Here is a 24,542-nt window from a genome sequence, read left to right on the forward strand (position 1 = left end):
AATTTTGAAGTAGCATCGATATGGCCCCCAAAACTAATCAACGCTCTACCGGTACATCATCGGGTATGGCAGTTCTTCCAAATCAGCTTCTTCGCGTTCATTTTCCAATAATGCCAGTTCCTCTATTCCAGGTGCTGTAAAAACAAACTTCATCATTAAGTCAATGGCCTTGGAATACGGATTATCATTGGAAAGATGGTTCAAGAGTCGATGGATGGCAAAGGATAACCTACGTTCAAGTCTAAGGAAGTTCTCTCCCTTAGGTGCGACTGCCAATAGTTCTAACAACATGGGGATATAATCAGCCAATTCCTTCCCTTCATACTCATAGCCGCCTTCACAAATCAGCTTCTGTAATTTTACCAAGGCGGCCCCACGCTTCCGACTGTCCCCCAGCTCATGGGCGGTTAAATAAAGACTTGTTTGTTCCTTATAATCAAACGTTTCCACATATAGTTCCTGCAGGTCCATTAGATCCAATTCATATAAGGGCTGAATTCCTTTTAAGATTTCCATTCGAAGCGATTCCGACTGAATGCTTTCATCTAAGAAATTTTTAATGGCGGGCAGCTCTTCAAAAAAGGAATGATTCGGATATTCCAAAATTCGGGACATAATGACCAGAATGGCGGCAGCATCATTCGTCATTGACTTTCACTTCTTTCATATGGATATGTCGTCATGCCTTCCGGTGGAGCGAGGTCTTCAATGCTGCATGACCCCTGCTTATAATGTGAGTCATCCACCATTTCCCGCCGTCCTGTCGGAATCACGAAGCGCTCATTATATTTTGCAACCGCAAGTAAGCGAGCCATCTCTTCTAGTTCTTCCGGTGTCGTCCCCGCTTCTTTCAAAAGCTTGCTGACCTTTAGCTTATCGCCGCCACCAACCGTCTTTTCACGCATATGAACACGCATTGCTGCCATTTTTAACAGGACTCTCCGAATCACATCGGTATCATCAGCAGTTAATAAAGAGGCTAAATACTCCATTGGAATTCTCATTTGATCAACCGCTGGAATATAGCCATCGGCAGATAACTGCTGCTCATTCGTGATATGATTCATGATTGGGCTAAGCGGTGGTACATACCAAACCATCGGTAGTGTCCGATACTCGGGATGAAGCGGCAAAGCGATTTTCCACTTCATGGCCATCTTATAGACAGGAGACTCCTGAGCGCTTTGAATCCAGCTATTGTTTATTCCTTGTTCCTGTGCCTTCGCAATAACCTCAGGGTCAAACGGGTCTAAAAAGACAGAAAGCTGTGCTTCATACAATTCCTTTGGATCTTCAACGGAAGCCGCTTCCTTCACTCGATCTGCATCATATAAGACGACACCGATATAGCGAATCCGCCCCACACAGGTTTCTGAACAAATCGTCGGAAGTCCTGCTTCGGTCCTTGGATAACAGAAATTACATTTCTCCGCCTTATGAGTGTTCCAATTGTAGTACACCTTATGATAGGGACAGCCATTTTGACAAAAACGCCAGCCACGGCAGGCATCCTGATCAACAAGGACTATCCCATCTTCGTCCCTTTTATATAGAGCACCTGTTGGACATGAGGCAACACAGGATGGATTAAGACAATGCTCACATATTCTCGGTAAATACATCATGAACGTTTTTTCATACTCCATTGCAATATGTTCCTGAACCTTTTGGACATTGGGATCCATTGGAACTACTTTACTGCCTCCAGCCAAGTCATCATCCCAGTTCGGACCCCATTCAGGCTTATCGATGTACTTACCCGTTATCATCGACTTCGGCCGTGCTACTGGTAAATGTTCCTTCTTGGGACTTTCATGCAAATGTTTAAAGTCATATGTCCAAGGCTCATAAAAATCGTCTATATCCGCCATATTGGGATTGTAAAAAATATTAGCCAGCTTTGAAATGGGTCCACCCGCACGTAAATGCAGCTTACCATTTCGCATGACCCAGCCACCCTTATAACGGTCAGTATTTTCCCATTCCTTAGGATAACCAGGTCCCGGGCGTGTCTCTACATTGTTAAACCAGACATACTCTGTACCTGGGCGGTTTGTCCAGACATTTTTACAGGTGACGGAACAAGTATGACAGCCAATACATTTATCTAGGTGCATGACCATTGCTACTTGCGCTTTAATTTTCAAGCCAATCGACCTCCTTTAATGGTCGGACAATCGTCAATGTATCTCGCTGACTGCCTGTTGGTCCATAATAATTGAATCCATAGCTAAGCTGGGAATATCCGCCAATCATATGGGTTGCCTTCGGATAAATTCTGGTAACACTGTTGTGGGTACCACCGCGCGTTTTATTTATTGTATTACCTGGTACACCCATGGTGCGATCCTGGGCATGATGCATGTAAACAGCCCCTCGCGGCATCCGGTAAGTCAACACGGCCCTTGCTACCACAACCCCATTTCGGTTATAAAGCTCTATCCAATCATTATCTTTTATGCCAATTTCGGCTCCATCCTCTTCATTCATCCAGACGACCTGCCAGCCGCGGAATAACTGAATCATATTGGTTGTATCGGTAAACATCGTATGAATTCCCCACTTTTGATGGGGGGTCATATACCGGAGCGTAATTGATTTGCCGCTGCCCTCTATTTCCTTTTCTCCTTTAATAAATGGTCCCTTTGAAATGGGTGGAATATATAAGGGGAGACCCTCGCCATAATCAAGCATGACCTCATGATCTAGATAAAAGCTTTGCCGTCCTGTCAAAGTATGCCATGGAATATGAAATTCCTTATTGACCGTAAAGGGCGAATAGCGGCGGTTATCATTCTCAAGGCCACTCCAAACTGGTGTTGAAATCGCTGGGCGCGGCTGTATCGTTAACGCATCTAGCGTATAATCTTCTTCCTCTCGCCCCTCCGAAATATGAGCAAGTTTCTTACCGGTCTTTTCCTCCATCGATTTCCAGCCTTCAACTGCTCGTTTCCCGTTTGTGGCACCTGACATTAAGAGGATGGCATTAATCGCCTTTTTATCAGAATATAGATCCGGGTACCCCTTTCCAATCCCTTCATGCTTAGAAGTTCCAAGCCGGCTTAGTAATTCCTTATACACTTTATCTCCAGGAATCCGAACACCCTTTGTTCCATAGCCATTTTTAATATTAGGCCCGACGGTGATCCACATATCATAAACATGGGGATAATCCCGTTTTAAAATCGTGAAATTTGGCATCGTTTTTCCGGGAATCGCTTCCACTTCCCCTTTACGCCAGTCCATCACTTTTCCCATCGGCTGGGCAATTTCATTAATCGTATCATGGGCAAGCGGTGACATAATCAGATCCTCTTGAGCAGGAAGATGCTCCATAGCCAGCTCCGAAAAAACCTTCGCAATCTCCCTGAAGGCGTCCCAATCACTTCTTGTGTCCCACGGTGGGCTAATCGCCGCATTAAATGGATGGACAAATGGATGCAGGTCCGTGCTGCTAATATCATATTTTTCGTACCAGGTCGCGGCCGGCAGAATAATATCAGAAAAAAGGCCAGAGCTTGTCATCCGGAAATCCATACTGATAAACAGGTCCGTTTTTGCTTCCGGCGGCTTTTCCGTAATATTAACATCCTTAGGCTGCCAAGAGTTCTCGACATCTGTCAGCACCGAATCTGTTGTTCCAATGAGATGTTTCACAAAGTACTCGTGTCCCTTTCCGCTGTCACCAAGTAGATTGGAGCGCCAATTAAAAAACACACGCGGAAAGTTTCGCGGGTCATTGGGATTTTCAATGGCAAAATCAAGCTTTCCTTCTTTTAACTGTTTGGCGATATCAGCAACTAGAGCTTGATCGTCACTTGATTGTTTTCGCGCTTCTTTCATCACTTCTAATGAATTTTGTGAAAGCTGCGGAAAGCTTGGCAGCCAGCCAAGACGCGCTGACAGCGCATTAAAGTCTGCCGGGTGCATTTTTGCATATTGACTTCCCCACTCTGTTTGTGAATCGTCAAAATCATATTCATAGCGGAATTGTTCAGTTGCAAAATAAAAGAACGACGTACCATTCATGAAGCGGGGTGATTTAACCCAATCATTTGCAAAGGCAATTTGGGAAAATCCTTCTAAGGGACGAACCTTCTCTTGACCAACATAATGGGCCCAGCCTCCGCCATTTACCCCTTGTGAACCAGTTAATAAAACGAGATTCAAAATCGATCGATAAATTTGATCACTATGGAACCAGTGGTTTGTGCCCCCGCCCATGGCAATCATGGATTTCCCTTGTGTCCGCGCTGCATTGTCGGCGAACTCTCTCGCCACTTGGATGACGTGCGCCTTATTTACACCCGTAATACTCTCCTGCCATGCAGGGGTATAAGGCTTATTGGCGTCGTTATAATCAGTTGGATAATCCCCCTGAAGCCCCCGATTAATCCCCGTGTGGGCAAGCATCAGATCATAGACAGTCGTAACGATTAGTTCATTACCGGATTGATCTTTAATCCGCTTAATCGGAACGCCCCGTTCACTCTTTCCACCCGCTTTTTCAGCAAAATAAGGGAATTCAACCATTGCCACATCATCTTTTTCATGTAAAAAGCTGAGCAGTGGATTAATAGTTGAACCATCTTCCGTGGTCAAATCTAAATTCCATTTGTTGCCATCATCCCATCTAAACCCTTGACTACCGTTTGGTATCGCAAAATTCTTGCTGTTGTCGTCCCAAACAACCGTTTTCCATTCACCTAATTTATCTTCCCCAGCTGAAATATCGGAAGCTCGTAAAAAACGATCAGAACGATAACTGCCATTTATTTTAGATAACGTGACAAGATAGGGAAGGTCTGTATATTGTTTTGCATAATCACTAAAATAAGGTGTTTCTTTATCCACATAAAATTCCTTTAAAATAACATGCGTCATCGCCATGGCAAGTGCGCCATCTGTACCAGCCTTGGCTGGCAGCCACATGTCTGCAAACTTATCATATTCAGCGTAATCAGGACTAACCCCGACAATCTTGGTCCCGTTATAGCGGGATTCCACCATAAAGTGGGCATCTGGAGTTCTCGTTTGCGGAATATTTGTACCCCAAATAATAAAATACTTGGAATTATACCAGTCACCACTTTCCGGTACATCCGTCTGATCTCCCCAAACCTGTGGAGAAGCGGGTGGTAAATCTGCATACCAATCGTAAAAGCTTAAAATCGTACCACCAATTAGCGATAAAAATCTCGTTCCGCCAGCATAGCTAACCATTGACATCGCCGGAATCGGACTGAATCCAACAATGCGATCCGGGCCATATTTTTTAATGGTATAAATGGTCGAGGCGGCAATCATTAGACAAACGTCCTTCCACGTTCCCCTAACAAACCCGCCTTTACCACGTGCTCTCACATATTGTTCACGTTTTTTTGGATCAGTCACAATATTTTCCCATGCCTGCACGGGATTTTCTGCCCTTTTCATCTCTTCCTGCCATAAGGCAAGCAGGTCTCCACGGACATACGGATACTTCACACGAGTAGGACTGTATGTATACCACGAAAAGCTTGCCCCACGAGGACATCCTCTTGGTTCATACTCCGGAAAATCATCACCTGTTGACGGATAATCTGTTTGCTGGGTTTCCCATGCAATAATTCCGTCCTTCACATGAATTTTCCAGCTGCATGATCCAGTACAGTTCACCCCATGTGTCGAACGGACAATTTTATCATGTTGCCAGCGTCTCCGGTAAACCTCTTCCCAATCACGTGGTCGGGGATTCTCTTCCGTCCAGCCATCATTTATCCGTTCACCGCGGACTAAATGCTTGAGTGAATGGAGCAGATTATTTTTTTTAGACTGCATCGACGCCACCCCTTCCTTTCAAGATTTCACTTAACGGATTAAACTCTTCACCCAAAATTTTGAATGAGTATTCCCCACTCTGAAGTTCCTCTAGAAAGACATTCCAACTTGCCGCATTTGCTGCTGCAAGGATCAACCTTTGTAACGTATTCATATCATCAATTTCATAGATATGCTGGATCATATCTCCTGAAATCTCGCCAAATCGCATCCTGAGTACTGCAATTAAGTCCTCCCGATCATCGACAAGCATTGGATCCGTTTCAAATGAAAACAATGGATTAGTCACTCCTTCTATAGTTTGATCATTTTGTAGTACTCTGAAATTAACTGCGATTTACATTTCTCCGCGGCTTCTTCAAAAAAACGAACCACCTCATCATCAGGGTTTAGGGCCTGTTCAAAGCTCACCATTGTTGTCACAGACTGTGAAAAAGAAGGCGAAAATCGTAATGTGAGTTCATAGCCATTTTCACTTTTCGTAACAGTCCCATGGATATCGAAGGGATGAATATTCAAGTCTGAAAAGATATCAGACATTTTCTGATAAAGTGCTGGTGCCGCAAACCGTAATAACTTTTCCTCTAAACTAGGTTTATTACTCATTTCATCTTCGCCTCCCTAAATTAACCAATTTTTCCTACGTTATCTTTTACTTTTCGCAAGAAGTTTATTCATTTCATCTTCATTATGAATCTCATCAATAATAACGAGGCTATCCAATAAGGAAATCATCCGATTATCCGGTTCTTGTGTTTGCAATCTCACTTTTATATTTTCTACGATCCGCCGCATAAGATCATGGTCACGCGTTAATTGGATAACGGTATGCTCCAATTCTGGATTATCCTTGACGATATCCCTATAAAGCCCTTCCTCCTCTGCCTCGGCATGTTTCAATGTCCGTGTTTCCCAATGTTCAATTGTTACCCCTAAAACCTCTAAGGCCTTTTCTTTTTCACCATCATGAAGACATTTCTGTACTAAATTACGTAATTCTAATGCCTCATTCAGTGCTGCCTCATGGATGGATGAATGTGCATCCGGTTTTCTCAAGCTCGGTCCTGACAAGTTATTTCGCTCCCTTCATTCAACTTGATAAAAAGGTAATTATTTCCTAAGGCTTATTCTATACATTACAAACCATTTTATTTTCCTAAGCAGACGGAATTCACTTAAAATGGAAATCCTTATAATCCTCCCCAAATTTTCCATTAATAAACTTTAATAACAGCGAATGTTGTAGCTAGATTGTGAACAAAAAGGGTGTCAGGCACATGTGAAAAATTCACATGTGCCTGACACCCTTTAGTTATAAGCTAAGTTATTTATATTGATAAGGTTATTTTTTTGTAGCGTGGAGTCCTGTTTTAATCGGCAGTTGTGCGTTGGTTATCATGTTATTAATGGCGCTAAACAGCGCTTTTACAGAGGAAGTCATAATATCGGCGTCGATGCCGCAGCCCCAATAAGCCGTTCCATCTAATGCAGTGATTCCTACATAAGATACAGCGTTCGACCGAGAACCACTTTCAAGTGCATGCTCCTTATAGACTAAATCCCTATATTGAAGATCCAGTTTGGTTTGTAAAACATTGCTGATCGCATCCAGTCTTCCGTTCCCCACACCAGTAAATTCGTGAATCTCATTATTGATCCTGATTGATACCAACGTTTCATAATGATCATTTTGCGTATATCTGTAATGAGTAAACTCTACAGGGGTATTGATATTAACATACTCTTTAGTAAAGATGTCATAGATCTCAGTTGGCATAAGCTCTTTATGCAAACGGTCTGATACATTTTTAACATGATAGCCAAAGCTTTCACGCATTTTAGCAGGTAAATCAAGCCCATAATTTTGCTCCAGAATATACCCAATCCCGCCTTTACCGGATTGACTATTAATACGGATAATATCTCCTTCATACTCTCTGCCAATATCCTTTGGATCAATTAATAGATAAGGGACGGCCCAACACTGACGTTCTGCTTCCTCACGCCATTTCATTCCTTTGGCAATGGCGTCCTGATGAGAGCCTGAGAAGGCAGTAAAAACTAGTTCACCGGCATATGGGTGTCTTTCATGTACCCTCATTCTAGTCAATTTCTCATACTTGGAAATGATTTCACGGATATGTTCAAAATGAAGCTGTGGATCTACACCGTGTGAATACATGTTTATGGCAAGAGTGACAATATCGACATTTCCTGTCCTTTCTCCATTTCCAAACAGCGTTCCTTCGACCCTCTGTGCGCCAGCAAGCATCCCAAGCTCAGTATCTGCTACGCCTGTTCCTCTGTCATTATGTGGATGAAGTGAGAGAATCACATTGTCACGGTAGTTCAGGTGGTCGCTCATAAACTCAATTTGGCTGGCATAAACATGCGGCATGGACATGGATACCGTAGCTGGAAGGTTGATAATCACCTTATTGTCATCTGTAGGCTGCCAAATATCAAGTACCCGGTTACATATTTCAAGTGCAAACTCCATCTCTGTACCCGTGAAGCTTTCTGGAGAATACTGAAATTGGAAATTCCCCTCCGTCTCATCCGCATACTGTTTAAGCAATTTCGCCCCGGTTACAGCTATGTCGATAATTTCCTCTTCGGATTTTTTAAAAACCTGCTCACGCTGTGCCACTGAAGTCGAATTGTAAAGGTGGACCACTGCTTTGTTAACACCGCGAAGTGCTTCAAATGTTTTTTCAATTATATGATCTCTGGACTGTGTTAGTACTTGAACTGTTACATCGTCTGGGATCAAATCCTGTTCGATCAAGGTCCTTAGGAAAGCATATTCCGTTTCTGATGCTGCAGGAAAGCCCACTTCAATTTCCTTGAATCCTACTTCCAATAGCAATTGGAAATATTCTAGTTTCTCCTCCAAACTCATTGGGATCACCAATGCCTGATTCCCGTCCCTTAAATCCACACTGCACCACGTTGGAGCTTCCGTAATATATTCCTTCTCAGTCCATTTAAAGCTTTTCACCGGGGGCATAAAATACCCTCTGGAATACTTTTCAACATTTTTCATTTTCACGACCACCTTTTCATTTTAATAGTCCCATTTTAAAAAATAAAAAAGCCCATCATCTCATAAGAGACGACAGGCTTTGCCTACGTGGTACCACTCTTTTTGATTCGGTTAAACAAACAAAACGAATCCACTTTACGACTCGATCACGGTGGCCGACCGTTAAGGCCTACATATCAGCCTTACCACTCCTGGGCGAGTTGGGGGATTTATTGACTGTCTTTCACCAGCCGACAGCTCTCTAAACAATAAATAATCCTTAATACTCCCAATCATCATGTTTTTACTTTAATTGAATTTTTTGATTTTTCTTATTCTATAACGGATAGTGAAAATAATCAAGGCCTATTACCAATCATTTTTTAATAACTTGTTGAATTTCTGCTCGGACCATGCTGTAAATAACAGATTATTTTACATTATTCTCTCTCGATTTAGTAAAATAATAGTAGTACATATGAAAGGGTTGTGAAAAATATGAAAAATAATGAGGAAAATTTGGAAAAAGAAATGGAAGCGGCAAGTGAAAATTATTCCGATGAAAAGTTTTGGGACAAACTAAAGAAATTTGGCAAAAAAGCAGGTTCATCCGTTGTATATGCTGTTTTACTCTTGTATTTCACTCTGCAAAAACCGGAAATACCAGTTAGAGCAAAAGCTATCATTATTGGCGCATTGGGATATTTCATTCTGCCATTTGATTTAATTCCCGATTTTGCGGTTGGAGTAGGTTACACAGATGATTTAGGTGCATTGGGAGTAGCCCTCTTCCAAGTGGCCATGTACATCGATGAAGATATTAAAAATAAAGCAAAGGAAAAATTAAAAGACTGGTTTGGTGATCAAGTAGATACAACAGATATTGATGAAAAACTTGGGTAAATATCATTCATCTTCAAAAAACAGCAACCCCTTACATGTGACAAAAAAATTGGCCTCTTTTTAATTTTTTATCAAAAAGATGACGAATGTAATTATTAATCATTTTATAAAGATGTTAAAGTAAAAGAAAAATCCGCCAAAGAATGGTGATATAAATGAAAATTATTTGTTTTGGCGATAGTTTAACACGTGGGGTCTCGGTAGTAAAAGGGAGATTGCGAATCCTGAAGGAAAACTATCCTGCTTTCTTGCAAGAGTTATTTAATCAACAGGAAGAAAATGACGTTACCGTTATTAACAAAGGAGTTTTTAATGATAACTCTGATTTAATGTTGACAAGGCTAGAAAGAGATGTTCTTAATGAACATCCCGATTATACGATTATTGAAGTCGGCGGAAACGACTGCAATTTTAACTGGAATGAAATAATCAAAAAACCTATGGAGGAACATCAAGCAACTGTTTCACTCCAACGGTATTTATCGAATATCAGTGAAATTGTTAAAAAATTGCGAGATAGTGGTATTATACCAATTATAGCCACCTTACCACCGCTCGACCCAGTCAGATATTATCAGACCATTTCCACCCAATATAGCACTTCTATTGGGAACTGGATCGGTAAAATGGGGGGCATTCAACACTGGCATGGGATGTATAACTACCATTTAAATAAATTGGCAGATGAGCTAAAGGTACCCAAAATTGATGTTAGAACGGCAATTAAAAAAGCTGGTGACTCCATTAATTTAATCAGCGAGGATGGGATCCATTTAACAGCAGAAGGCTATAGTGCTTTTAGTATCGCAGTCTTTAATTTTTTGAGTAAATGGCCAGATCATCAGATTCAGACGTCAAATAGATAGGGTATGTATGCTAAGTAAAACTATGTTAAAATAAATATCCTTGGCAGGGGCATTAGAAAAGAGAGCCGGCATTTTATTGCCTCGGCTCTCTTTCTTCGTTTTTCATAATATGTTGTAAGATGTTCGTACAAACCGTTCGCTTAAAAGTGATTTATATCACAATAAAAAGATTTTCGTTTGTATATACTTATAGCAATGATAATCGAAAGGAGATTTTTCCCATGCAAGGTTGTCCAAGCGACTCATTTGGAAATAGTCCAGCAGTACTTTCAGAAGGTTTACATAAATTAGTGAGTGAACATATCCCATTACGAAACGATCTTCAATCTTTACATTCTTTATGTGAAAAAGTAGAAGAGGAACAAGGCGGTTCCTTCACAGAGTTAATTCAGGCTGTACATCAATTTTTCACAGACCTTGAGCATCATTCCGTACGTGAGGAAGATATTTTATTCCGAATGATGGAAGAGTATCTCGGTAAAAACGGCGGCCCTATTTCGGTCATGGAATACGAACACGAACAAGCAAATGGATATATCCATAAATTCTTTTCCAATACGGAGAAGCAAACAGAATTTTCATCCGAGGACATGATCGAAAATGCAGCCTTGATCAAAAATGCTTACCATACTTTAATCAACCATTTTGCCAAAGAAGAACAGGTCCTATATCCGATGGCTGAACGGATGTTTACCCCAGAAGAGAAAGAATTGGTAAACCAAAGAGTTTCCGAACAAAAGTAATTTACGATACAACATCAAAATAACAGAGTCCAATTCCGAAAAGGAATGGGCTCTTTTTTCTCGATTTTAACTGTTCAATGTACTCCATCAACAAGCTGCTTCATCGCATTTAACTTCGAAGAAAGCGCCAAAAACCATTCCTTATCCCCAGTTGATAAGGCTAGGTCTAGAAGAAATTCAATTTGTGCCTTATTAGTTACAGTTGAAACAGGCAGCATCTTAACCTGTTTGCTTAAAAATGGTATAGTTTTGCCAATCGTTTGGTTATTGTCACTAGTAACAACGGTTACCTTTACTACCCCATCAACACTAGATAATGATTCAATATATCCAATGATTAACGCACCATCCTGTGATTCTGCCTTAACCCAATCCCCTGTTTTTAGAATCGCATTAGTATTGGAATACATACTTCTTCACCTTCTTCATTTTAGTATTTCATTTTAGAATATGGCGGATTTCAATAATCTGTAACTTTTTTAATACATTTATTGAAGGTGGTCTCCATTCATCCATTTGTTAATTCTCCTGATTAACAAGATCAACCACTTCTTTGATTGTATAATCCTTTAAATATTCTCCCAAATGCTTTTCCGCCCCAAAGAAAATGCCACAAAGGACTCGTTGCATATTTGCCCCTACAATACACTTTTCATTTGCTTCAGGACACTTAGGCTTTAATGCGCCATCAGAGGTTATCTTATATATATCCCAAAGATTCACTTCACTTAAATCTAGGGCAAAAATAAATCCACCGCCCGTTCCCTCTTTTGATTTAATAAATCCATGTTTTTTTAACAAACTTAGCACTTTTCGGATGCGTACCGGATGGACACCAGCACTTTCTGAAATCGCATCACTCGTTGACATGCGGTCCGGCTGTAGTGCAAGTAAAGTTAAACTATGAATGGCAAGGGTAAAATCACTATTCATGTGCTTGCCTCCTAAGTAAGAAAACATCTCACCGTTTTTCCTAGTACCACTATTTTTTGCATCTGTTATAAAAGTAATCACGTACTGTAATATTAAGTATTACAGATTGGCTAGTCAAGCACTAAGCACTCTATTTCTTTCGCAAAGCCGATTTATTTACCTATCCCATTGTTTTTTTACTTGCCTCTCTGCTATCCGTTTAATTTTCTGCCATGTCATATCTTTTTTCACTATTACATTGGTATGGTAATTTTTATCTTTATAATGGACTGTCACGAATACTTCAATCATCAGTGTTTCCTCCCTTAATTAGGCTTTCGATTCAATGAAAAGACTAAGCATTAATACCCGTCGTTTTCATTTTAATTTGCTGCTTTTTGCAACTCGGTGTATAAATAGTTCCGTATCCTTCGAGGCAGAAAACTACGAATTTCGTCCTCGTTATATCCAACCTGTAATCTTTTTTCGTCCAGGATAATTGGCCGACGCATCATTTTGGGATGTTCCATTATTATTGTATACAATTCATTAAGCGAAAGAGATTCAAAATCTACGTGCAATTCTTGAAATGACTTCGAATTAGTGGAAATAATCTCGCTAGTCCCCTCTTCTGTCAAACGAAGAATCGATTTAATCTCATCAACTGTAAGGGGATGAGATAATATATTTCTTTCTACATAGTCAATTTGATGCTCTTCAAGCCAAGCTTTTGCTTTTCGGCATGAGGCACAACTCGGGGTCGTATACACAGTTACCATGCTTTTACACACTCCTTAGTGTAGTTGGCAAATACATAAATGTAATAAAAAATATTACAGTTATCATACTGTAACCATAATCGTTACAGTTCATTTTGTCAATTGAAAAGTTTTAGTCTAATGAAAAATTAAAGGTAGCTGCCCCCAAGTCCAGATACTTTAGCGTGCTGGGAGTCAGGTACTATTGTGATTTTCGGAGGTCAATTAAAATTCCCAGTAAAATATTCCTCTATTTCGCAATATTGGGTTGAATATGTCACTTATTCAGGAATAATGTCATAATTCTATTTTCCCTGTAATGTTGTTCATCAAACTAACAAAAAAAGTAACAGTCCTGTTCTGTAACACGAAACCCGCAGATGGTAAGGTAGTATCATACAAATTAAGAGGAGGTAGCCACATGAAAAACAGCTATACGAGAAAATTAGTTGTAGCTTGTGTTGCTACACTTGCATTTATCAGTTTACAAAATAATACAGTCGAGGCTGTTACCGAAAATCAAGTTGTAAAAGAAAAGAACCTTTTGGAACTTGGCCAACAATATGGTTTAACTATTGATGATAATAAAGATCTTAACCGTCATGACGACGGTATTTATATAGAAGAAATGTTGCAAAATCCTGATAAAATGCAAGCAGTAGTAATTCAGCCATCAAATCCCAAAATAGAAGTGACGGTAAAAGAACCAGAGGATCCTGCCGTTTCCATATCAAGTCAAGAGAAAGATTTATTTGCCCGATTGGTAGAAGCAGAAGCAAAAGGTGAGCCAAAGGAAGGAAAAGTGGCGGTTGCAACTGTCGTATTAAATCGAGTCGATTCTCCACACTTCCCGAATACAGTTACAGGTGTGATTAAAGAAGTTGTTGGCAATACCTATGCGTTTTCACCTGTTCAAAATGGTGAAATTAATAAACCTGCATCAGAGGAAGCGAAACTAGCAGTTGAGGAAGCATTAACAAGAAAAGATCGTTTAAATGATTCTATTTATTTTTATAACCCAGAAATTGCTACGGATAATTGGATTCGTACCCGTGAAGTAGTGAAAACAATTGGGGATCATGTATTTGCTAAATAATGCGAGGTAAATATGGAAAAATAAGTAAAAAGGTGCCTGACACCCTGCTGTACTAGCGATAGTACTGCGGGGTGTCAGGCACTTAATTTTCTTAACTAACTTTTGACTCTGGTGAAAGACTACGGACTTCACCATGATTTCTCTTTTCCTTCATTTTTATTTTTCCATTGCCCGGTGATTTGATTAACATCGCTATTAATACGGAAACAATACTTAAAACGGCAATTAATTTAAAGGTAGGAATGAAGCCGCCTAAAGAAGAAGCAATAAAGGATCCTGATATGGCACCGATTCCAAAGCCTTGATAAATAATACCGTAGTTTTTGCTCTGATTTTTCAAGCCAAAGAAATCGGCCACAATGGCAGGGAAAATCGTGATGTTACCGCCAAAGCAAAATGCAATAGCTGCAACTGAAGCGAAGAATACCCCATAGGTTACATGAACAAAACTTAATACCGTTACAGCTGCTGCAGTGACAAGCAGTGCGCCTGAAACGACACGCAAACGCCCTACTTTATCCGATAATGCTCCAAGAATAATACGTCCGCTTGTATTAAAAATTGCCACTAATGCCACAGCATTACTTGCCGTTGCAATATCAAGTCCTGCAAGCCTAACCCCAATATCCTTAACAATTCCGATTAAGTATAAGCCGCTCATACATGCGGTAAAGAAAATAACAAATAAAAGATAAGCTTCCTTCGTTTTAAGCATTTCTTTAACTGAGAAATCTTTTTGAATACTGCCGCCAACAGTTTGATTCCCTTTAGTGATCTTTGCTTCCCGAACAAGGAATGAACCACCAACAACCATAATCATGACAATTAATCCCCAGAAAAAGAATGTTTGGGTAACACCGACGGATTGAATGAGTGACCCGTTAATGAATTTGAATAGCAAACTTCCTGTACCATATGCTCCAACAGAGATACCTGAAATAAGGCCTTTTCTTTCCGGAAACCACTTAATTAAATTTGATAACGATGTAATATAGGCCGTACCATCAGCTGCACCAACAACAACCCCTGCCAAAATATACAGCATCCATAATGATGATGCCTGAGAACTGATGATTAATCCTATGCCAAGCACAAACCCGGCGCAAGCAATTAACCGGCGAATTCCCCATTTTTCCTGCAGCTTCCCAGCAAACAACGTTGCTAAAGCCAAAGCTAAGCTAGTAATCGAAAAAGTAAAGGCAACTGAATTTAATTTCCAACCAAAGTGGTCTACTAAGGGTTGATTGAAAAGGCTCCAAGTATAGATGGTACCTAATCCCATCTGAACAATAATAGTTCCTACTACAATCAACCAGCGACGATCTGCACTTGATTTCAATTTGATCTCCTCTTTTCTTCTAAAAAAATGATAATGTATGACCATCAGAATTTTTAATTGATTTTGTTTACATCATCATCATAGCATCGAAAAAAAGCAGAAACCGTTTTCAGAATGAAATGCCTATAATTCGGAATGAATGGCGGTTAAAGATGCATAATTTGTCGAAATTCCTTTACTTTGCTTCTGCTAACGGGAATTTCTTCTTTAAGATCTTTCAGTCGTAATATGTAGGTTTGATTAAACCAAGGAACAATTTCACGAATTTTGGTCAAATTAACCGTATAAGAACGGTGACAGCGAAAAAAAAGGTCAACTGGTAAAAGGGAATCAAATTCCGTGATGCTCATTGGCATCATGTACTCCTCCTGTTGGGTATACACCAAGGTAGCTTTTTCTCTTGCTAGAGCATAATAAATATCATTTGCGTCTGTTACAATAATTTTGTCATTCTTTTTCAAATTAATCCGACTAGCAGACTTCGAAGTGTTTTCTCTTTGCTGCCTCCCAGAATCCAGTTGAGATTCGAGCTTTCTATCCGATAAGGGTGTTTCTGCGCGATCTCGTTTAAAAGCAGATTCCAGCCTGCTTAACATTGCGGCAATCCGCTTCTCCTCATAGGGTTTTAAGATGTAATCGAAGGCTTCGAGTTCAAATGCTTGGGCTGCATGCTCTTTGTAGGCAGTAGTAAAGACAATATAAGGTCTTTTTGTGAATTTACTGATGGTACTCGCTAACAACATCCCATTAAGGGACGGGATATTAATATCCAAAAAGATGACATCTGTTTCATGCTCCTGCAAAAATTTTAAAACATCTAAGCCATCGTCAAAGAAATCGGTCACTTCGATTCCACTATGGGCTCCAACTAAATACTCCAGTTCTTCGCGAGCTGGTATTTCATCTTCCACAATAATCGCTTTCATATATTCTCCTTTACGATATCAAAAAAAACTTCTGTTCCGGGTGACAAACGGTGGATGACCAATCCATGGCCATAAATGAGTTTCACTCGCTGGTGAACATTATACAAACCGATTTTGTTTGATGGTACATCATCTAGCAACAATTGTTGAATGACATCCTCACTTATTCCAGCCCCCGTATCCTTAACACTTATTCTTATTTTATTTCCTAAATCCTTCACCGCGATAGTCACCAAACCTGGACCTTTTATCTTTAAGATCCCATGAATAATGGCATTTTCGACTAACGGCTGAATGAGCAGACTTGGAATGTTGACTTGTACATCATCAATCTCGTAAACAACCGTTAATCGATGGCCAAAACGAGCTTTCTCTATTTCCACGTAATCACGGACTTGTTTCAATTCTTTATGGATATCAATTAATTCATCACTAACTTCTAAATTGTAACGCATATAGCCAGAAAGATTGATAATCAACTCACGTGCTTTGTCTGGATTTCTGCGTGTAGTGGAGGCAATCGCATTTAGTGCATTAAATAAAAAGTGAGGATTAATCTTTGTTTGGAGTGCCTTCAACTCCGCCTTGTTCGCTGCTTCCTTAATCTGTTCAATCCGGGATACCTCCATCAGTGTGGAGATAATTTGCGATAATCCGATGGCCATGGTCTGTAGTGAATAGGTCATTTTATAGGCTTTGCGGTAATAGATTTTAAGTGTTCCCGTCACTTCTCCACTCTCCTCAAAGGGGACAATGAGCAAGGAGTGAATTTGGGGTGTATGATGATCCGCCACCTGATTTCGAATAATGAAATTCCCGCTGTGAATCGCCTCTTTGGTCAAATCACTAATGATTTCCTGCCCGATTACATATCGTTCTTCCCCAAAACCCACATAAGCAAGCACATTTTTCGTATCTGTAATCGCAACTGCATCGGCCTTGATATCATTTTTGATTATATGGCAGATCTCTTTCAGGGAATCCGAATGAATCGATCGAAAGTATGGTAATGTCTTGTTTGCGATATCCAATGCTAACTTTGCCTGTTTCGCTGCAATTACTTCCTTTTCACCTTCGACACTCATTACAAGCAAAACAATTAAGCCAATGTTAACCTCACCTGCAATCATCGGAAAAGCGATTTTAGAGACAATGTCCAACCCTAACTCGAATGGATTTGCCATCGCTAGAATCAGTACCATTGTCAAAATTTCAGACAACATCCCGGCCACTATTCCATAAATCCAGCGCAAAGACCTCTTCACACTTTGGTTTATATATCCCGATAAAACCCCCGCTAAAATGCTCGTAATCAAACAGGGGATGGAAGTGGGTCCACCAATATCAATTACATATCGATGGACTCCTGATACAATCCCAGTAATAATTCCTACCCAGGGTCCAAACAAGATTCCCCCCGAAACGACAGCGATGATCCTAACATTAACGAGCGACCCTTCCACATTAATTCCTGAATACGTACCAAAAATGGCAAATAAGCAAAACACAAGCGTAATGATCACTCGCTCTATGGGGGAATGGTGGTCCTTTTGTAGAGATTCCTTAAATCTCGGGATACGGATCATAAAGAACAGGCAAATTAAGAGCAAAGCAGCTCGTTCAAATAAATGGATCAGCATTTCTAAAGTTGTATTCATCTAAATTTCCTTTCTATAGTTCAAGTACCTCCAATACATGGGGCATACTTGCAGAAATACTTTCATTCCGATGGCACATCATTATTTGGTATTATTCCCAAATAATAAATAATAAGGTCCGAATACTCCTTAACCTCTTGTTTTCCCTTCTTACTAATAACATAAGTGCCACGCTTAATTCTTTCGAACCAACCATAATAATTCTTGGTTAGAATGGAGGAAGTTTTATGACCGGTTCCCATTTGAATTAACGCTTTCGGCGATAATGGTCCCAATTTTTCAAGATAACAGGCAATTTGGATAGAATTTTCTTTATAGGCTGTCATGATTTTTGTCCGATTACTTCCACCAATATTGAAGTCCGCACTCCGACCATTGATTTCTTTCATTATGGCTGCTCTCTTTAGCTTACTTTGACCGATCCTTTTACGACGATTAAACGAAGTTGGAGGAAATATTATTTCTGCTTTTGTTCGATTGCCTGAAAATGAAACAACAATCAAACCCAACTCAAGCCTTCTAACTAAATGGCATTTATCTGCCCATTGCCTCGAATTCAATCGATATCTTGGTCTTGGTATCGCAATATAAACTTGATCCGTAAACCTTTGTCGTTTTGTGGCCTGGATTAGTAGATCCACACTTAAGTTGAGCTTTAATTCAATAACAACTAACTCATCACCTTTTATTGCGGCAATATCACAATCCTTCACCTCGCCATAAACCTCATACTCTTCACGTAAGAAATATGCCTGAATTGGTTTATATAAATCTACCTCTAGCAGTTTTTTTATTTCAGTCATTTGTATTCACCATCCAATTTACATCAAACTAGTCATATTGCCTATTCACTTTATCAAGATTGATTATAATTCTACTAGAAATGGAGGAAAAGAAAAAATATTCGTTCCAGAGAAGTTTCTAATAGTAGACATTTTAACTCTAAATGTAGTACTTTTACTTTGAATCACGAAATTTTTTTAGGGGGAATCATTTTGGAATATCGCCGCTTAGGAAAAACAGGGTTAAAAGTAAGTGAAATAAGCTTGGGTAGCTGGCTTACGTATGGTGGATATGTGGAGGAACAAAATGCGACCGCATCAATTGATAAGGCATACGATTTAGGAATAAATTTTTTTGATACAGCCAATGTTTACATGCGGGGGAAGCTGAGATTGTCGTAGGCAAGGCCCTTCAGAAATATGCCCGTGATTCATTTGTACTGGCCACGAAGGTATTTTGGCCAATGGGTGATGGACCTAACGACAAAGGTTTATCTCGCAAACATATTATCGAACAATGCCACGCAAGCTTAAAACGACTTAACACGGACTATGTCGACATTTATTATTGCCATCGATTTGATGCTGAAACACCACTCGACGAAACATTGCGCGCACTTGATGATCTTGTCCGCCAAGGAAAGGTTTTATATGTGGGTGTGAGCGAGTGGACAGCCGAACAAATTAGCGAAGCTGTCCATCTCGCTGATAAAAAACTACTCGACCGGATCGTTGTCAATCAGCCGCAATACAGCATGCTGCAGCGCTATATTGAAAAAGAAGTCCTCCCAGTTTCAGAAAAGCATGGAATTGGCCAGGTCGTTTGGTCGCCGCTTGCACAAGGTGTCCTAACAGGTAAGTATAAAAAGGGGGAAAAAGCTCCCGCAGGTACTCGTGCCGCACAGGAAAAATACAGCAGCCTATTTGGATTATTAACCGACGAGAATCTCGATAAGGTCGAATTATTAAAAGGTGTGGCCCAAGAAAATGATCTTTCGCTTGCCAATCTTGCCCTTGCCTGGATTTTAAGACAGAGTAATGTTGCAAGCGCATTAGTGGGTGCAAGCCGATCAGCGCAAATCGAAGAAAACGTTAAAGCATCAGGTGTGAAATTAAGCGCCGAAACACTTGCAAGAATCGAGGATATATTAAAATAAGAACAAAATGCGCAAGCGCCCTGTTCAGCGGCGTATGGCCTGGAGCACTCCAACTGAGATAAAGGAAACACGAAAAGCCGGAGGCGATTCGATGTTGACTTATCGTAGGGCGGAGAGCGAAGGACATTAGCCGCTAGGGCGCTGGAGCTGGATTCAGAAAACTATTCCAAGTTATCCACAATGGGATGAGTTTATAATTTCCTAGACCACGAGGAAATGCCTCAGGAGTTGAATCCTGAGGCATTTTCATGTTTATCGTTAAGACGCTTTTTGGCAGTTTGCTCATAGTTAAACTGCCTTTTCGCCTTTTTCTACTCTGGATCTATTACCGGATGTGAAGAAAATGATACTTCCGATCGTTACGAGTGCAATTATCCAAAACATGATTTGACCATTGAAATGGCTAAGAAGGTAACCACCGATGACTGGGCCAAGGAAGTTGCCAATTTTCCGGAATTGGGCAGCTCCAAAATAAGTTCCACGCAAATGTTCTGGCGCAAGCTTGTCAATCATCATACTGTTAGAAGGGAAAATTAATATTTCTCCTAACGTTAATAAGACGATAGCTATAATACAGGTCACCCACCCGCTGGCAAAACTAAAACCAATCAATCCAGCCGCCATGCAAAAGGCACCACTACCATAACCTGCATTAACTTAAATCTTTCAGCCAGATGGCTAATTGGCATTTGCAGGACTACAACCATCACAGCATTAATAGTGATCAACAAGGAAAAAATAAAGACACCATTTTCGACTGTGCCTTCTAATATTTGCGGCAGATTGGAATCAATTTGAACATAGCCCATGTTGACCAAAATGATTCCAATGATTAAATATCTTAAGGCCTTATCCGTTTTAATTATCTGGAAAGCAGCACCGAAGGATACAACCTTCTTGTTATGTTTTTCTTGTGATACTGGTACTTCAAGCCTTTTTAAAAAGTAAACTAATACAAGTGCGTAAAGTAAATAGATTGTCCCTGTTATACCGAAGGATAACTTAGCCGAGGTGTTGGCTAAATACGCTCCGATAAGTGGACCAACGGATGCTCCGATATTCATCGCAGTATATCGTAGGGAATACACCCTTATCCGCTTAGTTTTCTCGGTTAAATCAGCCATTAGCGCTTGTGCTGTTGGTTCAAAGAATGAGTTACTAAGGCCATTTAAAGCGTTTAATAGGATAAACCATCCTTGTCCTGTCGCCACGGTGAATCCATAGTAAACAAATGCAACCATAAACAATGAGACCAGCATGATTGGTTTACGACCATACCTGTCCGATAAATGACCGCCAATAAATCCTCCCACCGTCGCCATCAATGGACTCATCCCGACTGTTATGCCGATAATAACTGGTGACAGATCCATATGTCTTGATAAATAGATTGATAGAAACGGCAGAGTCATGAATGCGGAGCCCCTCGACAACGCTGTGCCAATTAATAAAACCCATACAATCGGGTGGAACTGTCCAACATAGTTTTTAATTTTCATCATATGTAATGCCTCGCAATTTATAAGCTTCTTTATCAAGTTAACCAATTTGTGCAAAAGTTGTAAAGAATTTTCTTATCGAAAAAAGAACGATGACAAATGAAGAGAAAGATTTATTTGGCCGGGCACTAATATAAAGGGAAACCAGTGTAATTTAACATTGGTTTCCCTTATCTCATAACTTTAAGCGATTATTAAAATGAACAAGTAGGTCAAGGTCAGCAACCATTCTGCGACACGTATTATAATTCCTTTCACGGCTTTTTTCGACCCTCATTCTTACTGAATGAGATCTGCAATACTCCTCATAACCTACACCGTGAGCGCTATACATCGCTTTTTCCATTTCGCTCGTATAACTTAATTGTAAATGATTGATAAAAAATCATTCCTTTCAGTTTTTTTCGTTTGGCGAATTGTTCTTTTACGTAGGTTTCATCTTATCATTGCATTCAAGGTCACACAAAGTCGAAAATACGGTGAATTATGCTATATAACGGATTGTCATCCAAACTCGGGAAGATAACTCCAATGTTCTTATTTTTTTAGCCATATCCTTCCATATGCTACAGAACCTTTCCTTTACTGCGCTATATCATTTTGAAAATGGAATGTGGATGAAATTTAACAAAGTGGTTGAAAAGCGGTAAAATATTGTAGTGAAAGAATATGGAGAGGAAGATGAATTAGTGATGGAAAAATTAATGTTTATTGAAACTGGGATGGGGATTGATGTACATGGCCAAAATATTACAAAAGCAGCAGTTCGCGCTGTAAAAAATGCCATTCACTATAATTCCATGCCCGGCATTCGTTCTGTGCTCCCTGAAAACAGTCTAGATCATATGAAAGTGAATGTGAAACTTGCCATTCCATGTGAGAAAGAAAACCTTGATATCGATGCTGTAAAAGAGGCTCTGCCATATGGTAGCGTTACAGTGGAAGTCATGGATGGAGGAATGATGACAACTAGCGGGATTGCTCTCGAGGATAAGGGAGATAAAAATGATATGATGTACATAGTCGTCGCATCGGTTGAAGTTGGCTATTAGTTTAAAAAATGGTACGAGAGAATCAAAGCCTGGCCCCCACTGGGTAACACTAGCACATGGGGGTTCAGGCAGATGATTCCATTTACCGTTGCTAAGAATATTTTTTATTTTGCTTGAGAAATTTGGTTAACGATTTGAGTTAATCCCTCTTTTATTGGCGTTATTGGACGACCGAGAAGCTTTTCAAAATCATTGCTTTCAACTTCTAGTGAACCATTGCGGATACTCTCTTGAATTCCTACAACAATCGGAATAACAAAATCCGGTAAACCTAGTCCTTTCATCATTTCGGCATACGTCTCGTCGTTGACTTGTTGTACAGGTATTTCTTTACCCAATATGGCACCAAGAGCAGCTACTAATTCTTCTTGCGTTAAAAGTGGACCGGAAAGTTCATATACTGTATTATCATGCCCACTTCCTAAAAGCACCTCTGCTGCCGCATCTGCGTAATCTTGTTGTAGTGCCCACCCCACTTTACCTGTTCCAGCTGAAGTTACCCACGGAGCACCTGCTAACGCACCCTGAATACCCCCCATTTCGTTTTCCAGATACCAATTGTTACGCAAGAAGGAATATGGAATTCCTGTTTTAATGATCGCTGCTTCTGTCGCTACATGAGGAGGTGCCATTAAATTTGTACTATCTGTTGCATTTGCTAAACTTGTATAAGCAATAAATTTAACTCCCTTCCTTTGAGCCGCTGCGACTGCATTTGTATGCTGACGAATTCTTGTTTCATTGTCACCATCTGCAGAAATAATCAATAAACGATCAATGCCTTCAAAAGCAGCATCCAATGTTTCCGGAAGGTCAAAATCTCCTTGGCGAACATCTACCCCGAGTGATCGTAATCCTTCTGCCCTCTCGGGATTACGTACACTGACAGCTAATTGATTCGCCGGTATAGTTTTTAATATGTTCTCCACTACTTTTGTTCCCAATTTCCCTGTTGCACCTGTTACTAAAAATTTCATGGATGATTCCCCCCATTTTATTGTAAATGAATTAAACTTGTAATCAATTTAATTACCTGTAATCATTCTAATAACAAGTTATTCTTTTGTCAACCGAAACACACTTTATATATTTTGTTCGACAGTTTGGTATAATACACTTGTAATCAAATTAATTACATTTTATATAAATTATTGTGATATAAAAATTTTAGGAAGGTGAGCAATGATGTCGATTAGCAGCAGGTTTGCAGTTGGGGTTCATATATTAACACTTCTTGAAGTGAATAATGGTGGGGTAAACTCATCAGAGTTTATTGCGGGAAGTGTAAATACCAATCCAGCTGTGATTAGAAAAATAATGGGGATGCTAAAAAATGCAGGTTTAGTTAATGTACGAGCTGGTATAGCAGGTGCTGAACTAGCAAAGGATTTAACCGAAATAACATTGTATGATGTTTATAAGGCGGTAGATGTCGTTCAAGATAAAGAGTTGTTTAGTATTCACGAGAAACCGAATCCAGAATGCCCTGTTGGAAGAAATATTCAAAATACGATTGAGCCACTGTTCTCTACTGCCCAATTGGCATTGGAGAAAGCTCTCGGAAATGTAACCATTGGGGATGTAGTAAGGGATATTACAGAAAGAGAAAAATTGAATAATAAAATAAAAAGTAATTAGCAACATAATACACTGTTGAATATTGATTCATAGTATATTATTGTATTCTTGGAAACCACAATAACCAAAGATGAAGTGGAGGTAATGAAATGAAGAAAGTGATCATTTATTCTCAGGAGACATGTCCTCCTTGCCATGCGGAAAAACTTTGGCTAAAAGAAAATGGGATTAAGTTTGAAGAAAGAGACATACGTAAGGACGATCAATATCTGCAAGAACTTATTCAACTTGGTGCTGCCGCTACACCCGCAACCATTATCAAAAACGATACGAGTGAAGACGTTATTCTAGGATTTGATCAAGCAAAATTGGCCAAGATCTTAGGGGTATAAGGTTATATTAAAATGTGGGATTTGCGGTAAATTATA

At 39.9% G+C, this 24,542-nt stretch carries 25 protein-coding genes, 1 pseudogene and 1 other annotated feature; of the genes and pseudogenes, 8 read left to right on the top strand and 18 right to left on the bottom strand.

Annotated elements, in window-relative coordinates; genetic code table 11:
• Window positions 1-45: 45 nt before the first annotated feature.
• The 7 genes from narJ to RCG19_RS22845 form a co-directional block, all read right to left on the bottom strand.
• Window positions 46-648 (bottom strand): nitrate reductase molybdenum cofactor assembly chaperone, encoded by a 603-nt coding sequence (narJ, locus tag RCG19_RS22815; protein WP_308109062.1) that lies wholly within the window; start codon window positions 646-648, stop codon window positions 46-48.
• Window positions 645-2,147: a nitrate reductase subunit beta gene (gene narH / locus RCG19_RS22820; protein ID WP_166240740.1), complete on the bottom strand. Its 1,503-nt coding sequence runs from the start codon at window positions 2,145-2,147 to the stop codon at window positions 645-647. Before narH ends, narJ begins: the two co-directional genes overlap by 4 nt.
• On the bottom strand, window positions 2,137-5,820 hold the full coding sequence (locus RCG19_RS22825; protein WP_308109064.1) for a nitrate reductase subunit alpha: 3,684 nt from the start codon (window positions 5,818-5,820) through the stop codon (window positions 2,137-2,139). The genes narH and RCG19_RS22825 overlap by 11 nt, the downstream gene beginning before the upstream one ends.
• Window positions 5,810-6,097 carry a hypothetical protein gene (locus tag RCG19_RS22830; RefSeq protein WP_308109066.1) on the bottom strand — a complete coding sequence of 96 codons (288 nt, stop codon included), beginning with the start codon at window positions 6,095-6,097 and terminating at the stop codon, window positions 5,810-5,812. Before RCG19_RS22830 ends, RCG19_RS22825 begins: the two co-directional genes overlap by 11 nt.
• A 17-nt stretch (window positions 6,098-6,114) precedes the next feature.
• Entirely contained in the window at window positions 6,115-6,426 is a 312-nt protein-coding gene (locus RCG19_RS22835) for a hypothetical protein (protein WP_308109067.1), read from the bottom strand.
• A 39-nt stretch (window positions 6,427-6,465) separates the two neighbouring features.
• A complete protein-coding gene (locus RCG19_RS22840) occupies window positions 6,466-6,891 on the bottom strand; it encodes a hemerythrin domain-containing protein (RefSeq protein ID WP_308109068.1) in 426 nt (141 codons plus the stop codon).
• Window positions 6,892-7,162: 271 nt separating this feature from the next.
• Entirely contained in the window at window positions 7,163-8,866 is a 1,704-nt protein-coding gene (locus RCG19_RS22845) for a 2-isopropylmalate synthase (RefSeq protein WP_308109069.1), read from the bottom strand.
• A 62-nt stretch (window positions 8,867-8,928) separates the two neighbouring features.
• Window positions 8,929-9,151, bottom strand: a binding site (T-box leader).
• Between the two features lie 192 nt (window positions 9,152-9,343).
• Between RCG19_RS22845 and RCG19_RS22850 the strand changes: the two genes are divergently transcribed.
• From RCG19_RS22850 to RCG19_RS22860, 3 genes are all read left to right on the top strand, one after another.
• A complete protein-coding gene (locus RCG19_RS22850) occupies window positions 9,344-9,748 on the top strand; it encodes a YkvA family protein (protein ID WP_308109070.1) in 405 nt (134 codons plus the stop codon).
• Between the two features lie 155 nt (window positions 9,749-9,903).
• Window positions 9,904-10,614, top strand: a complete 711-nt coding sequence (locus RCG19_RS22855) for an SGNH/GDSL hydrolase family protein (RefSeq protein ID WP_308109071.1) — start codon at window positions 9,904-9,906, stop codon at window positions 10,612-10,614.
• A gap of 221 nt (window positions 10,615-10,835) precedes the next feature.
• A complete protein-coding gene (locus tag RCG19_RS22860; protein ID WP_308109072.1) occupies window positions 10,836-11,357 on the top strand; it encodes a hemerythrin domain-containing protein in 522 nt (173 codons plus the stop codon).
• A 74-nt stretch (window positions 11,358-11,431) separates the two neighbouring features.
• Here the strand turns inward: RCG19_RS22860 and RCG19_RS22865 are convergent, their stop codons facing one another.
• The 4 genes from RCG19_RS22865 to spxA form a co-directional block, all read right to left on the bottom strand.
• Entirely contained in the window at window positions 11,432-11,767 is a 336-nt protein-coding gene (locus tag RCG19_RS22865) for an IDEAL domain-containing protein (protein WP_308109073.1), read from the bottom strand.
• 109 nt (window positions 11,768-11,876) lie between these two features.
• Window positions 11,877-12,290 (bottom strand): RrF2 family transcriptional regulator, encoded by a 414-nt coding sequence (locus RCG19_RS22870; RefSeq protein ID WP_308109074.1) that lies wholly within the window; start codon window positions 12,288-12,290, stop codon window positions 11,877-11,879.
• Between the two features lie 156 nt (window positions 12,291-12,446).
• Complete coding sequence (locus RCG19_RS22875) at window positions 12,447-12,581, bottom strand: BA3454 family stress response protein (RefSeq protein WP_166240720.1); 135 nt, start codon at window positions 12,579-12,581, stop codon at window positions 12,447-12,449.
• 71 nt (window positions 12,582-12,652) lie between these two features.
• Window positions 12,653-13,048: a transcriptional regulator SpxA gene (gene spxA, locus RCG19_RS22880; protein WP_308109075.1), complete on the bottom strand. Its 396-nt coding sequence runs from the start codon at window positions 13,046-13,048 to the stop codon at window positions 12,653-12,655.
• Window positions 13,049-13,448: 400 nt separating this feature from the next.
• Here spxA and RCG19_RS22885 point away from each other — a divergent pair, with 400 nt between their 5' ends.
• On the top strand, window positions 13,449-14,123 hold the full coding sequence (locus tag RCG19_RS22885; RefSeq protein WP_308109076.1) for a cell wall hydrolase: 675 nt from the start codon (window positions 13,449-13,451) through the stop codon (window positions 14,121-14,123).
• Window positions 14,124-14,214: 91 nt separating this feature from the next.
• Here the strand turns inward: RCG19_RS22885 and RCG19_RS22890 are convergent, their stop codons facing one another.
• The 4 genes from RCG19_RS22890 to RCG19_RS22905 all read right to left on the bottom strand — a co-directional run bounded on the left by RCG19_RS22890 (window position 14,215) and on the right by RCG19_RS22905 (window position 18,849).
• Window positions 14,215-15,462 carry an L-lactate MFS transporter gene (locus tag RCG19_RS22890; RefSeq protein ID WP_308109078.1) on the bottom strand — a complete coding sequence of 416 codons (1,248 nt, stop codon included), beginning with the start codon at window positions 15,460-15,462 and terminating at the stop codon, window positions 14,215-14,217.
• Between the two features lie 146 nt (window positions 15,463-15,608).
• Window positions 15,609-16,388, bottom strand: a complete 780-nt coding sequence (locus tag RCG19_RS22895; RefSeq protein WP_308109079.1) for a LytR/AlgR family response regulator transcription factor — start codon at window positions 16,386-16,388, stop codon at window positions 15,609-15,611.
• Window positions 16,385-18,046: a LytS/YhcK type 5TM receptor domain-containing protein gene (locus tag RCG19_RS22900; protein WP_308109080.1), complete on the bottom strand. Its 1,662-nt coding sequence runs from the start codon at window positions 18,044-18,046 to the stop codon at window positions 16,385-16,387. The genes RCG19_RS22895 and RCG19_RS22900 overlap by 4 nt, the downstream gene beginning before the upstream one ends.
• A gap of 62 nt (window positions 18,047-18,108) precedes the next feature.
• Entirely contained in the window at window positions 18,109-18,849 is a 741-nt protein-coding gene (locus RCG19_RS22905) for a DUF2161 domain-containing phosphodiesterase (protein WP_308109081.1), read from the bottom strand.
• Between the two features lie 192 nt (window positions 18,850-19,041).
• On the opposite strand from RCG19_RS22905, the pseudogene RCG19_RS22910 reads away from it, so the two are divergent.
• A pseudogene (locus RCG19_RS22910) lies at window positions 19,042-19,985 on the top strand (aldo/keto reductase family protein).
• A gap of 288 nt (window positions 19,986-20,273) precedes the next feature.
• Here the strand turns inward: RCG19_RS22910 and RCG19_RS22915 are convergent.
• Both RCG19_RS22915 and RCG19_RS22920 read right to left on the bottom strand, forming a co-directional pair.
• Complete coding sequence (locus tag RCG19_RS22915; protein ID WP_308109082.1) at window positions 20,274-20,609, bottom strand: MFS transporter; 336 nt, start codon at window positions 20,607-20,609, stop codon at window positions 20,274-20,276.
• Window positions 20,594-21,487 (bottom strand): MFS transporter, encoded by an 894-nt coding sequence (locus RCG19_RS22920; RefSeq protein ID WP_308109083.1) that lies wholly within the window; start codon window positions 21,485-21,487, stop codon window positions 20,594-20,596. The genes RCG19_RS22915 and RCG19_RS22920 overlap by 16 nt, the downstream gene beginning before the upstream one ends.
• A gap of 689 nt (window positions 21,488-22,176) precedes the next feature.
• On the opposite strand from RCG19_RS22920, the gene RCG19_RS22925 reads away from it, so the two are divergent.
• Window positions 22,177-22,536 (top strand): Lin0512 family protein, encoded by a 360-nt coding sequence (locus RCG19_RS22925; protein WP_166240772.1) that lies wholly within the window; start codon window positions 22,177-22,179, stop codon window positions 22,534-22,536.
• Window positions 22,537-22,640: 104 nt separating this feature from the next.
• Here the strand turns inward: RCG19_RS22925 and RCG19_RS22930 are convergent, their stop codons facing one another.
• Complete coding sequence (locus RCG19_RS22930) at window positions 22,641-23,513, bottom strand: SDR family oxidoreductase (RefSeq protein ID WP_308109084.1); 873 nt, start codon at window positions 23,511-23,513, stop codon at window positions 22,641-22,643.
• Between the two features lie 208 nt (window positions 23,514-23,721).
• On the opposite strand from RCG19_RS22930, the gene RCG19_RS22935 reads away from it, so the two are divergent.
• Both RCG19_RS22935 and RCG19_RS22940 read left to right on the top strand, forming a co-directional pair.
• Complete coding sequence (locus RCG19_RS22935) at window positions 23,722-24,174, top strand: Rrf2 family transcriptional regulator (protein WP_308111059.1); 453 nt, start codon at window positions 23,722-23,724, stop codon at window positions 24,172-24,174.
• A gap of 89 nt (window positions 24,175-24,263) precedes the next feature.
• On the top strand, window positions 24,264-24,506 hold the full coding sequence (locus tag RCG19_RS22940) for a glutaredoxin family protein (protein WP_166240701.1): 243 nt from the start codon (window positions 24,264-24,266) through the stop codon (window positions 24,504-24,506).
• The last annotated feature ends 36 nt before the right edge of the window (window positions 24,507-24,542 follow it).

Origin of the sequence: Neobacillus sp. OS1-2 (assembly GCF_030915505.1) — a bacterium.
Lineage (GTDB): Bacteria > Bacillota > Bacilli > Bacillales > Cytobacillaceae > Neobacillus.